Origin of the sequence: Leclercia sp. W6 (assembly GCF_003336345.1) — a bacterium.
Taxonomy (GTDB): domain Bacteria; phylum Pseudomonadota; class Gammaproteobacteria; order Enterobacterales; family Enterobacteriaceae; genus Enterobacter.
On record NZ_CP031104.1, the window covers coordinates 2380130 to 2392520 of the forward strand.

Here is a 12391-nt window from a genome sequence, read left to right on the forward strand (position 1 = left end):
AAAAGAGGCTACCTCAGGGTAGCCTCTTTACATTGCAGGTATTGTCTTACGTTCTTATGCTGTTTTGGTACGAATCAGATGATCAAAGGCGCTCAGTGACGCTTTCGCCCCTTCGCCGGTGGCGATGATGATCTGCTTGTACGGTACGGTGGTGCAGTCGCCCGCCGCAAATACGCCCTTCACGCTGGTTTCACACTTGGCGTCGATGATGATCTCGCCCATGCGGTTACGCTCAATGGCGCCTTCCAGCCAGGTAGTGTTCGGCAGCAGACCAATCTGAACGAAGATCCCGGCCAACGCTACGCTGTGCACATCGCCGCTCACGCGGTCGCGGTACTCAAGACCGGTCACTTTGCTGCCATCGCCTTTCACTTCGGTGGTCTGGGCGTTCAGGATGATGTCGACGTTGTTCAGGCTGCGCACTTTATCCTGCAGAACCTGATCGGCTTTCATCTCCGGCGCGAACTCCAGCAGCGTAACGTGCTCCACGATACCGGCGAGGTCGATGGCCGCTTCCACACCGGAGTTACCGCCACCAATTACCGCCACGCGTTTGCCTTTAAACAGCGGGCCGTCGCAGTGTGGGCAGTAGGTCACCCCTTTAGTGCGATACTGCTCTTCGCCAGGCACGTTCATGTTGCGCCATTTCGCACCGGTGGCAATGATGACGCTGCGCGCTTTCAGCACCGCACCAGACGCCGTTTCAATCTCATGGAAGCCGCCTTCCTGCGCCGCAGGCACCAGTTTGCTGGCGCTCTGGCTGTCGATCACATCCACTTCATATTCGCTGACGTGCGCTTTCAGGGCGCCAGCCAGTTTCTGACCTTCGGTTTTAGGTACGGAGATGTAGTTTTCAATATCTACTGTATCCAGTACCTGGCCGCCAAAGCGTTCGCCCATCAGACCGGTGCGAATACCTTTACGGGCAGAGTAAACCGCAGCCGCCGCACCCGCAGGGCCGGAACCGACGATCAGCACATCATAGGCATCACGCTTGTTCAGCTCTTCTGCCGCACGTTTTTCAGCGCCGGTATCCACTTTAGCGACGATTTCAGCCAGCGTCATACGACCCTGACCAAACTCTTTACCGTTCACAAATACCGCCGGAACGCCCATCACGTTACGATCGGTGATTTCGTTCTGGAACACCCCACCGTCGATGGCGGTGTGTTTGATGCGCGGGTTCAGCACCGCCATCAGGTTCAGCGCCTGCACTACGTCCGGGCAGTTATGGCAGGAGAGCGAGTAGTAAGTTTCAAACTCAAAATCCCCGTCGAGGTCGCGGATCTGCTCAAGCAGCGCCTGGGCCTCTTTCGACGGATGACCGCCGGTCCACAGCAGCGCCAGCACCAGTGAAGTAAATTCGTGTCCCAGCGGAGAACCGGCAAAGCGCGGCCCCTGGGTTGAACCTGGGTTGGTGATCAGGAAAGAGGGTTTACGCACCGCAAGCGCGTTATCTTCCTTAAAAGTGACCTTTTCGGACAGGTCGGCAATTTCCGCCAGCAGTTCCTTGATTTCTGCCGATTTAGCGCTGTCATCCAGCGTGGCAATCAGCTCAACAGGTTTGGTCAGCTTCTCAAGGTAGGCTTTGAGCTGGGTTTTCATATTTGTGTCGAGCATTCTTTATCTCCTGCTTAAAAAACATCATCATGCAAGCGGCCTAATCCTGGCTGCCTGAGTGCAACTTGCATCATGGTGCTGGAATGAAATGGGCGCGGATGCGCCCATTGAATGCCGGGTGGCACTTCGTTTACCCGGCCTACGTTTTGTAGGCCTGTGCAAGCGCAGCGCCGCCGGGCGTTGCAAACGAATTTCCAAAGTGGTTCGCGTCAGAGCAAGGCGGCTAGCCTGTGAGTCCCCGGGAGCTTACATAAGTAAGTGACCGGGGTGAGCAGGCGACGCCAACGCCGCTATGGCGCGAAATACGACGGAAATTTAGATTTTGCCAACCAGGTCCAGGGACGGAGCCAGAGTCGCGTCGCCTTCTTTCCATTTCGCCGGGCAAACTTCACCTGGGTGAGAAGCAACGTACTGAGCCGCTTTCACTTTACGCAGCAGGTCAGATGCGTCACGGCCGATGCCTTCAGCTGTAACTTCTACCGCCTGGATGATGCCCTGCGGGTCAACGATGAAGGTACCACGGTCTGCAAGACCCTGATCTTCACGCATGTTGTCAAAGTTACGGGTCAGGGCGCCAGTTGGGTCGCCGATCATCGCATATTTGATTTTCGCGATGGTTTCAGAGCTGCTGTGCCATGCTTTGTGAGTGAAGTGGGTGTCAGTAGAGACAGAGTAGATATCTACGCCCAGCTTCTGGAACTCGCTGTAGTGGTCAGCAACGTCACCCAGTTCAGTCGGGCAGACGAAGGTGAAGTCAGCTGGATAGAAGAAGAAGACGCTCCAGCGACCTTCGGTATCTTTCTCGGTAACTTCGATGAATTCACCGTTTTTGAACGCCTGGTTTTTGAAAGGTTTGATTTTGGTATTAATTAAAGACATCTGTACTTCCTCCGTGTTTTCGTTGAGGTGTAAGGTACCTAACTTTGCCGATCCGAGCCAATGCGTTTGCATTATCAAATCAATCAGCGATACCTAACAACCCTGCACAAGAAACTGCGTGAACTAAAAAAGTAAAAAGGCCGCCTTGACGGCGGCCCTGATACCCGACTAACCCGAGGGCTCTTCGGTGCCAGCCACGCTGGCGATGTGTTGCGCTCTACATGACCTTTAGCAAGGCCGTAACAGCGAGGAGGATTACACCACCCACCCCAGCAAAGGGCAATTAGGATAGACGTTGTAATACCTATGGCTGTGATAGGTTTTATCTAATCATCTCTTTACTGTTTATTTTATAAGGATTTAAAACGTACCTCTCACGCTCTCACCACTCTTCGTCCATACTAGAGAGTAACTCGCATCGTTACCCTTTATCGCCGCCATAAGCTCTGCCACAACCTGGCGCGATTATGCAAAGTCCAGCAGTGAAACGCCCCTGAAAGCTTCTCCTGATCCGACATCTGTACGTTTAATAAACCTGAAAGGTCACGAAGCCATTATGGATGCTTTAGATGCCGCAGCCCCTCCAGCTATCTATTACATGAATAATGAGAATAAATTACAAGAAATCGCAGGATTGTCAGATGCTGAACAGCTCAAATTAACGGTGGCTGCCCCCTTACAAAGAGTCCAGGGGGAATATCAATATCCCTCTCCATTTTATTTGACCAAAATTATTCACTTCTGGGCCAGCTTGTTTATTCAATTAATCTGCAACCATGATATATTAAGTACAAATTCAAGCGTCGTTAAGTCAGCCATTCTAATGGATGATGAATATCTGGCTAACCTCTATAGTTATATTATCTATGCCACTTATGGCAAACAGCTTATCAGGATGAGTTATGGCTAACCTTTATGACCTCAAAAAATTTGACTTAAATCTTCTGGTGATTTTTGAGTGTATATATCAACACCTTAGTATCAGTAAGGCTGCGGAGACGCTTTTTATTACCCCTTCCGCTGTCAGCCAGTCCTTGCAGCGGTTGAGAAACCAGCTCAACGATCCGCTCTTCATCCGGGCGGGAAAAGGCATCACCCCGACCACCGTTGGCATCAACCTGCATAAACATCTGGAAGAGAACCTGAATCAGATTGAGCAAACCATTAACATCATGCACTCCTCCTCGCTCAAAAAGAGCCTGACGGTATACGCGCCACAGGCGCTGACGCCGGACCGCCTTTTCGGGCCGATGAAGTTGCTGATTCGTGAACACAATTATGAGATTGAGTACCACGATCTGTTGCTGTCTAAAGATAGCGCTGACGATCTGCTGGCCTACCGCAAAGCCGATCTGGTCTTTTCCTTTTCATCCATAACGAATCGTTCGATTGTCTGCAATCACTTCCTGACTACTCCCGTAGTGATGGTCTGTCGACAGGGGCACCCCCGCATCGGCGAGTCGGCAACCCTGGAGCAGTTAAACGAAGAGAAGTTTACCTATTACATGATCGACGAATCCGGAATAAACCACTTACGTGCAGAATCGCATCAACATTTCCCGGATAGAAAATTTGGTTTTCGTAGTGACTCCTTCTTCTCGCTTATTAACATGATCAGCTCCTCCAATTTGCTGGGGTACATACCTGAAGTTGCCTACATTCAATACCGCGACGTACTTAAACTCCAAAAAGTCAATATCCCTTTTTCGCTGCCCGATCTGAACATTTATATGATGTACAACCGGACTGCTATAACAAGTAAGGTTTTTTCGAGTTTCATCGAGCAACTCAGCTCAGATGGCTTTAAGTATGATTAATGCTGGTAATGATCACCTGCGTCATTATATATATGCCAGATTAATAATTCTGGCATATTGAATCCAGTTATTTAGTTCGCAGACTTATAATGCGCAAAGGCGTTTTGCCGCGGCCAGCAGAGTGCTTTCCTGTTTAGCAAAACAGAGACGAATTAATTTATGCGGGAACGGGTCGGCGCAGAATACCGAAAGAGGGATGGCTGCGACGCCCGCCTCTTTCGTCAGCCATTTGCAGAAAGTGACGTCATCCAGATCGGAAATCGCACTGTAGTCCGCCAGCAGGAAATAGGTGCCTTCGCAGGGCAAAATCTCCAGCCGGCTGTCTCGCAGCGCGTCGATAAACAGATCCCGGCGGGCACGATAAAAATCCGGCAGCTCACGGTAGTGTTCCGGCTGGTTACGCAGCATATCCGCAATCGCCAGCTGTGCCGGGGTGTTGACCGCAAAAGTCAGGAACTGATGCACCTTACGCAGTTCGGCGCTAATAGCCGCTGGCGCCACGCAGTACCCCACCTTCCAGCCGGTCATATGGAACGTTTTACCAAACGAGGAGACGGCAATCGCCCGCTCGCGCAGCTGTGGATGCGCCAGCACGCTGGCATGCCCCGCCTCTGCAAAGCAGATATGCTCGTACACTTCATCGCTCAACACATAGATTTCGCGTTCCGCAATGGCCTGCCAGAGCGCAGTGAAATCCGCCTGCTGCCATACCGTGGCAGAAGGATTGTGCGGCGTATTCAAAATCACCAGCCGGGTTTTGTCACCGAGCAGCGCCTCGAAGGCCTGCCAGTCCGGGCGGAAGTGCGGCGGCTGGAGCGCCACGCGCTTCACCACGCCACCTGATAATTCAATCGCCGGGGCATAGCTGTCGTAGCTTGGGTCAAAGCAGATTACCTCGTCGCCGGTACGCACCAGGGCGGTGATCGCGGCGTAAAGGGCTTCGGTCGCCCCGGCGGTGACGGTGATATCGCTGTTGGCATCTGGTCGATAGCCATACAGTTCCGCGGTTTTATCGGCAATCGCTTCGCGCAGCGGTTGCGCCCCCGTCATCGGCGCATACTGGTTGGCGCCGTTCGCCACATGGTAAGCCAGCCGCTGTTGCAGATAGTCCGGGCCATCGAAATCGGGAAAGCCTTGCGACAGGTTAATCGCCTTATACTGCTGCGCCAGGGCGCTCATCTGGGTGAAGATGGTGGTGCCAAGACCTGGAAGTTTACTCTGTGGAATCAACGCGTTATTACTCATTTCAACGGGCCTGTATGTAATACATATGTTGCTGCCACTATAACACGATGTTAGTATTTGGCAATCAAGACGCTTAGACGTCTAAACCATAATGATATTCCTGCCGAAGAGGTAAAAAGGATGACAGACAACCTGCAACTTAACGCCCTGGTAGATGCCTGCCACTGGATCGGCGCAAAAGGCTGGGCGCCCGCCACCGGCGGCAATATGTCCGTACGGCAGGATGAGACCTGGTGCTGGCTTAGCGAATCCGGTAAAGACAAAGGCAGCCTGACGCCCGCTGACTTCCTGCAGGTTGAGATCGCCACCAACCGCGCCCCCTCCGGGCGTAAGCCTTCCGCAGAAACTGGCCTGCATACTCTGATTTATCGCCTTTTCCCGGAGGCCAACGCGGTGCTGCATGTGCATACGGTCAACGCCACGGTGCTCTCCCGACTGGTGAAAACGCCGGAGCTACGCCTCAGCGGCTTTGAGATGCAGAAATCACTCCGCGGCCAGACCAGCCACCTCGATACGGTGCCCATCGCCGTGTTTGATAACGACCAGGATATCGACGCCCTGGCCTCGCGAATCGCCCATTACGCCCAGGAACGTCCGCTGAATTATGGTTTTCTTCTGCGCGGTCATGGCTTAACCTGCTGGGGACGCGACGTGGCCGAAGCCCGGCGTCACCTTGAAGGCCTCGAATTCCTGTTCGAGTGCGAGATGCGTTTACGACAACTGGAGAGAGTATGATTCGCGCGATTGTGACGGATATTGAAGGCACCACCAGCGATATTCGTTTTGTCCACAATATCCTGTTCCCTTATGCGCGCGAGCGGCTGGCGGCCTTTATCAACGCCCAGCAGTATGCCGAACCGGTCAACACCATTCTGGACAATCTGCGTGAAGAGATTGCCCGGCCGCAGGCCAGCACCCGGGATCTGATTGACACCCTGTTCGCCTTTATGGACGAAGACCGCAAATCGACAGCGCTAAAAGCGTTGCAGGGGATCATCTGGCGGGAGGGTTACGTCAACGGCGACTTCACCGGTCATCTCTATCCGGACGTTCTGCCCTCTCTCGAAAAATGGAAAGCGCAGGGCATTGATCTCTATGTTTATTCCTCCGGCTCCGTGGCGGCACAGAAACTGTTATTTGGCTACAGCGACGAAGGTGATATTACTCATCTGTTCAGCGGCTATTTTGATACCCATGTGGGTGCCAAGCGCGAGGTAGCGTCTTATCAGAACATTGCGGCCCAGATTGGCGCAGCCCCCTCGCAGATCCTCTTCCTGTCGGATATTCATCAGGAGCTGGACGCCGCGGAACAGGCCGGTTTTCACACCCTGCAGCTGATTCGCGGCGATGAGGACGGGGCCAGCCACCACCATCAGGTGCATCAATTTGACGACATCAATCCGGAGCAGATCCCTTCATGAGCGCATTGACCATTTATTCAGATAAAGAAGCCAGCCAGCCGCAGTGGCACAGCACCGACGCTGAGGCGATCCAGCAGCAGCTGAACGCCCGCGGCGTTCGCTTTGAGCGCTGGGAAGCCGACCGCGAGCTGGGCCGCGATCCGTCGCCGGAGACGGTCATTAATGCCTACCAGCACGCCATCGATAAGCTGGTGGCGGAAAAGGGCTATCAGAGCTGGGATGTCATCAGCCTGCGCGCGGATAATCCGCAAAAAGAGGCTCTACGGGCGAAATTCCTCAATGAACACACCCACGGTGAAGATGAAGTGCGTTTCTTTGTCGAAGGTGCCGGGCTGTTCTGCCTGCACATTGACGACCAGGTGTATCAGGTTTTATGCGAGAAGAACGACCTGATCTCCGTTCCCGCCGGTACGCCGCACTGGTTTGATATGGGCTCTGAGCCGAACTTTACCGCGATCCGGATTTTCGATAACCCCGAGGGTTGGGTAGCGCAGTTCACGGGCGATGCGATAGCAGATAGCTATCCGAGATTGCCGTAGCCCATTGCCCTGCCCGGCGGCGCTGCGCTTGCACGGGCCTACAAACGATTGTAGGCCGGGTAAGCGTTAGCGCCACCCGGCATTATTCAGACCGCACCCTTGCCAAAAAATCCCTTCGCCACCTCTTCCGGCCGCACCACGCCCGTATCCAGCACCCACCCACTTATCAGTGACGCTGGCGTGACGTCGAACGCCGGGTTATAGACCTGTGCGTCAGTGGGCGCCCACTGCACCGCACCGAAGCTCCCCGCCACGCCGGTCACTTCCCGGGCATCGCGCTGTTCAATAGGGATCGCCTCACCGTTCGGGCAGTTCGGATCGAGCGTGGTTTGCGGGGCGGCCACATAGAAGGGAATACCGTGGAATTTCGCCAGCACCGCCAGAGAGTATGTGCCGATTTTATTCGCCACATCGCCGTTGGCGGCAATGCGATCCGCCCCCACCCACACCGCGTCCACCTGGCCTTTCGCCATCAGACTGGCCGCCATCGAGTCGGTGATAAGACTATACGGCACGCCCAGTTCACCCAGCTCCCAGGCCGTCAGCCTGCCGCCCTGCAACAGCGGACGGGTCTCATCCACCCAGACGTTGCTGACCTTGCCCTGCTGATGGGCAAGGGCAATCACCCCCAGCGCCGTGCCTACGCCCGCCGTCGCCAGGCCACCGGTATTGCAATGGGTGAGCAGGCGGCTGCCGGGCTTCACCAGCGCGCTGCCCGCATGGGCAATCGCGTCGCAGAGCTGCTTATCTTCGTCGATCAGGCGCAGCGCCTGTGCCCCCAGCGCCGGGACAAAATCCTCCTGCCACAGCGCCTGTTTCATGCGGTCGAGATTGTTCATCAGGTTGACCGCGGTCGGACGCGAGGCGCGCAGGGTCTCCAGCGCCACCGCCAGTTCATCCCGGCTGTGGCCGTTTTCCGCCAGCAGCGCCAACAGCAGGCTGGCAGACAGGCCAATCAGCGGCGCGCCGCGCACGCGCAGGGCGTGAATATGCCCCACCAGCGCCTCTACCGTTGTCGCATCCAGCCAGCGTTTCTCCTGCGGAAGCGCCTGTTGGTCGAGAATAAATAGCTGATTTTCCGTCACCCGCAGGCTGGTCGTCTGTAATCTCTGCATGTCGTTAATTCTCTGTTGCGTTGTTGTAGCACATTGTGTCAGGATAAAATTCAGATGTATAGACGTCTAAATGTCTTTATTACCGGAACAGATGAGGAACAGGCAATGTCGCAATACCATACCTTTACCGCTCAGGACGCCGTAGCGTATGCCCAACAGTTTGGCGGCCTCGACGATCCCACCTCGCTGGTGGAGGCGCAGGAGGTAGGCGACGGTAACCTCAATCTGGTGTTTAAAATTTTCGATAACGCAGGCGTCAGCCGCATCATCGTTAAGCAGGCCCTGCCCTACGTGCGCTGCGTGGGGGAATCCTGGCCGCTGACACTGGATCGCGCCCGCCTCGAAGCACAAACCCTGGTGGAGCACTATCAGCACAGCCCGCAGCACACGGTCAAAATCCACCACTTCGACCCGGATCTGGCGGTGATGGTGATGGAAGACCTCTCCAGCCATAAGATCTGGCGCGGGGAGCTGATTAACAATGTGTTTTATCCCCAGGCGGCGCGTCAGCTGGGGGAATACCTGGCTCACGCCCTGTTCCACACCAGCGATTTTTACCTGCACCCGCACACCAAAAAAGCGCAGGTGGCGAAGTTCCTCAACCCGGAAATGTGCGAGATCACCGAAGATCTTTTCTTCAACGATCCGTACCAGATCCACGAGCGTAATAACTACCCGGCGGCGCTGGAAAGTGATGTCGCCGCCCTGCGCGAAGACGCCCAGCTGAAAATTGCCGTCGCCGCCCTGAAACACCGCTTCTTCTCCCAGGCCGAAGCGCTGCTGCATGGCGACATTCACAGCGGCTCGATTTTTGTCGCCGAGGACAGCCTGAAAGCCATTGACGCCGAGTTCGGTTATTTCGGCCCGATTGGGTTTGATATCGGTACCGCCATCGGCAACCTGCTGCTGAACTTCTGCGGCCTGCCGGGCCACCTCGGCATCCGGGATGCGGCGGCCGGGCGGGAACAGCGCCTGATCGATATCCAGCAGCTGTGGAATACCTTCGCGGAACGTTTCCAGGCACTGGCAACGGAGAAGTCCCGCGATGCGGCGCTCAGCGTGCCGGGTTATGCCAGCGCGTTTCTGAAAAAGGTCTGGCACGACGCCATTGGCTTCTGCGGCACCGAGCTGATCCGCCGCAGCGTGGGCCTGTCACACGTGGCGGATATCGACACCATCCGTGATGACGAGATGCGCCACGAATGCCTGCGTCACGCCATCACCCTCGGTAAAGCGTTAATCGTGATTGCCGACCGTATCGACAGCGTGGATGAACTGGTGGCGCGGGTGCGTCAGTACAGTTAGGTGCGGTCTGTTTGCCCGGTGGCGGCTTCGCCTTACCGGGCCTACAAAACCTGTGCGCTATCCCAAATACTCAATCACCGACAACCCACCGTTGTAATCCGTGCTGTAGATAATCCCCTGCGCATCCACAAACAGATCGCAGGACTGGATCACCTGCGGGCGGTTGGGCCGCGTGTCCATCATCCTCTCCGGTGCGGCAGGTACCAGCGCCCCGGTCTCAACCGGTCGATACGGATCCGAAATGTCGTACGCCCGCACGCCGGCGTTCTGGTAGGTGGCAAAAATCAGCGTCGAGCTGACAAAGCTCCCGGGGCGGTTCTCATGCAGGTTATGCGGTCCGAAGTGCGCCCCTTTCGCCACATAATCCCGCTCTTTTGGCTGCGGGAAGGTCGCGATGCTGACCGGGTTCGACGGCTCGCGAATATCAAACAGCCAAATCAGCTTCTCGCCATCCTCCTGATTGTCGAGCACCGCTTCATCCAGCACCACCAGCAGATCCCGGTCCGGCAGCGGCAGCGCGGTGTGGGTGCCGCCGCCAAACGGCGGGCTCCAGTTGCGATGGCTGATCAATTTCGGCTGGCTGCGATCCTTTACATCCAGCAAGGTCAGGCCGCCGTCGCGCCAGCTGCCGTAGGCGGTATCCCCGGCGATAATGGCGTGATGCAGGGCGTAGCGTTTGCCTTCCGGCCAGTTTGGGGTCTCCCCTGCCGCCTGGTTCATCCCCGGTAGCCACCAGCGTCCCGCCACTTCGGGCTTACGGGGATCCGCCAGATCGATGGTCAGGAAAATGTAATCGGTAAAGCCGTCGATCAGCGCCGAGACGTAGGCCCAGCGTCCGCCCACGTACCAGATGCGGTGAATGCCGATGCCGCTTAGCGACAGGAAACTGATTTCCCGCGGTTTATCCGGGGTCGAAATATCAAAGATGCGCAGCCCGGCGTTCCAGCCTTTGTCCTGCACGTCGCTGACCGTCTCCCCCACCTGGCGGGTGTAGTAGACCTTTTCGTCAGCAAAGCGGGCATCGGCAAACAGATCCCGGGCGTTGATCACCAGCAGCAGGTCGTCATGGGCCTGCAGATGCACATTCCAGGTGCCCGGCGGCGCAGGCACATAGCCCGCCGCTTTCGGGTTCTTCGGATCGCGCACGTCGACGATGGAAAAGCCCTGGGACACCATATGCCCAATATAGGCGAAGCCGCGATGCACCATCAGCTGTACGCCGTCCGGGCGTCCGCCCTGGTCGCTGTGGCCGATTAAGCGCATATTGCGGCTGTATTCGGGGGTGGGTAATGCGGTCACGCAACCTCCTGTTGCCCGGTGGCGCTGCGCTTACCGGGCCTACAGTCCGTAGGCCGGGTAAGGCGCAGCCGCCACCCGGCAAAGTTTATTTTGCCTTCGCTTCTAACGTCGCAAACCACGGGGCGATAAAGTCGTCGGCCTGGCCCCAGCCTGGAATGATCTTGCCTAAAGAGGCCACGTTCACCGCACCCGGCTGCGCCGACAGCAGCGCCTGTGGAATAGCCGCAGCTTTAAAGTCATAGGTTGCAGGCGTCGCTTCCCCGGCAATTTTGTTGGCGATCAGACGCACATTCGTCGCGCCAATCAGCTTCGGATCGACCGCCACGCTCACTACCCACGGGCTGCCCGCTTCACGCATCAGCTGCAGATCCTGGTTGGAGATATCGATGCTGTAGAGTTTGATCTCGGTGCGGCCGTTCTCTTTCAGCGCTTTATAAGCGCCCTGGCTGAAGGCATCCCAGGTGCCCCAGATAGCGTCGATCTTGCCTTTCGGGTATTTCGCCAGCACCGCGCCCACCTTGTTGGCGGTGTCGCCCTGCACATCAGACGATACCGCCCCGATGGACTCCAGCTCTTTAATGCCCGGGTTCGCCTTCAGCAGCGCCTGGTAAGCGGTCTGACGGCGCTCCATCGGTGGGAAGCCCGCCACCCACAGCTTGATGATGTTGGCCTTGCCGTTAAAATCCTTCACCAGCTGGCCGAACGAGAGGTTGGTCAGGGAGGCGTCATCCTGCTGGGTCACCGTCACGCCCGGGATCTCGCCGTTTACCGCAGTATCAAACACCGCCACCTTGATCCCGGCATCGACCGCCTTTTTCACCAGCGCGGTGGAGTACGGGTCACGCCCCTGAGAGAGAATAATCCCGTCATACTTCTGGCTGATGGCCTGGTTAACGAAGTCCTGGAATTTGGCATCGTCGCCGTTGCTTAGAAAGGTGCTGACCTTAAAGCCGAGCTTTTTCCCTTCCTGAATCGCCCCGGCCACAAACTGGGTGGTGTTGTCGTCAGAGCCGAGGTTACGGATCACCGCGATGCGGATCTGCCCGTCGTGGTTAGCAATGGCCGCTGGCACCGGCGCAGGCGTCGCCGCATAGCCCGGCAGTGAACTCAGTAATCCCAGCGTCAGCAAAGAGAGTGCAACTTTTTTCATT

Annotated in this window: 12 protein-coding genes; 6 read left to right on the forward strand and 6 right to left on the reverse strand. The window is 56.3% G+C overall.

The window, feature by feature from the left end; genetic code table 11:
* Window positions 1–54: 54 nt before the first annotated feature.
* Together ahpF and ahpC are read right to left on the reverse strand one after the other, a co-directional pair.
* The gene (ahpF, locus tag DVA43_RS11730) at window positions 55–1620 is read right to left on the reverse strand and encodes an alkyl hydroperoxide reductase subunit F (protein WP_103824191.1); all 1566 of its coding nucleotides are present in this window, start codon (window positions 1618–1620) and stop codon (window positions 55–57) included.
* Window positions 1621–1935: 315 nt separating this feature from the next.
* Window positions 1936–2499 (reverse strand): alkyl hydroperoxide reductase subunit C, encoded by a 564-nt coding sequence (ahpC, locus tag DVA43_RS11735; RefSeq protein ID WP_103178649.1) that lies wholly within the window; start codon window positions 2497–2499, stop codon window positions 1936–1938.
* 556 nt (window positions 2500–3055) lie between these two features.
* On the opposite strand from ahpC, the gene DVA43_RS11740 reads away from it, so the two are divergent.
* Together DVA43_RS11740 and DVA43_RS11745 are read left to right on the forward strand one after the other, a co-directional pair.
* Window positions 3056–3409, forward strand: coding sequence for a hypothetical protein (locus tag DVA43_RS11740; RefSeq protein ID WP_114315639.1), 354 nt, complete (start codon window positions 3056–3058; stop codon window positions 3407–3409).
* Window positions 3402–4316: a LysR family transcriptional regulator gene (locus DVA43_RS11745; protein ID WP_114315640.1), complete on the forward strand. Its 915-nt coding sequence runs from the start codon at window positions 3402–3404 to the stop codon at window positions 4314–4316. The genes DVA43_RS11740 and DVA43_RS11745 overlap by 8 nt, the downstream gene beginning before the upstream one ends.
* An 84-nt stretch (window positions 4317–4400) precedes the next feature.
* Here the strand turns inward: DVA43_RS11745 and DVA43_RS11750 are convergent, their stop codons facing one another.
* On the reverse strand, window positions 4401–5561 hold the full coding sequence (locus DVA43_RS11750) for a pyridoxal phosphate-dependent aminotransferase (RefSeq protein WP_114315641.1): 1161 nt from the start codon (window positions 5559–5561) through the stop codon (window positions 4401–4403).
* Window positions 5562–5681: 120 nt separating this feature from the next.
* Here DVA43_RS11750 and DVA43_RS11755 point away from each other — a divergent pair, with 120 nt between their 5' ends.
* From DVA43_RS11755 to DVA43_RS11765, 3 genes are read left to right on the forward strand one after another with little or no spacing between them, the layout of a single operon-like run.
* Window positions 5682–6296 carry a methylthioribulose 1-phosphate dehydratase gene (locus tag DVA43_RS11755; RefSeq protein WP_114315642.1) on the forward strand — a complete coding sequence of 205 codons (615 nt, stop codon included), beginning with the start codon at window positions 5682–5684 and terminating at the stop codon, window positions 6294–6296.
* Window positions 6293–6982, forward strand: coding sequence for an acireductone synthase (gene mtnC / locus DVA43_RS11760; RefSeq protein ID WP_114315643.1), 690 nt, complete (start codon window positions 6293–6295; stop codon window positions 6980–6982). Before DVA43_RS11755 ends, mtnC begins: the two co-directional genes overlap by 4 nt.
* A complete protein-coding gene (locus DVA43_RS11765; RefSeq protein WP_114315644.1) occupies window positions 6979–7521 on the forward strand; it encodes an acireductone dioxygenase in 543 nt (180 codons plus the stop codon). Before mtnC ends, DVA43_RS11765 begins: the two co-directional genes overlap by 4 nt.
* Window positions 7522–7607: 86 nt before the next feature.
* Here the strand turns inward: DVA43_RS11765 and mtnA are convergent, their stop codons facing one another.
* The gene (gene mtnA / locus DVA43_RS11770; protein WP_114315645.1) at window positions 7608–8636 is read right to left on the reverse strand and encodes an S-methyl-5-thioribose-1-phosphate isomerase; all 1029 of its coding nucleotides are present in this window, start codon (window positions 8634–8636) and stop codon (window positions 7608–7610) included.
* A gap of 105 nt (window positions 8637–8741) precedes the next feature.
* On the opposite strand from mtnA, the gene mtnK reads away from it, so the two are divergent.
* The gene (gene mtnK, locus DVA43_RS11775) at window positions 8742–9941 is read left to right on the forward strand and encodes an S-methyl-5-thioribose kinase (RefSeq protein WP_114315646.1); all 1200 of its coding nucleotides are present in this window, start codon (window positions 8742–8744) and stop codon (window positions 9939–9941) included.
* A 57-nt stretch (window positions 9942–9998) separates the two neighbouring features.
* On the opposite strand, the gene DVA43_RS11780 is transcribed toward mtnK, so the two are convergent.
* Window positions 9999–11240 (reverse strand): LVIVD repeat-containing protein, encoded by a 1242-nt coding sequence (locus DVA43_RS11780; protein WP_210406701.1) that lies wholly within the window; start codon window positions 11238–11240, stop codon window positions 9999–10001.
* 85 nt (window positions 11241–11325) lie between these two features.
* The gene (locus tag DVA43_RS11785; RefSeq protein WP_114315647.1) at window positions 11326–12390 is read right to left on the reverse strand and encodes a sugar ABC transporter substrate-binding protein; all 1065 of its coding nucleotides are present in this window, start codon (window positions 12388–12390) and stop codon (window positions 11326–11328) included.
* Window position 12391: the final 1 nt, after the last annotated feature.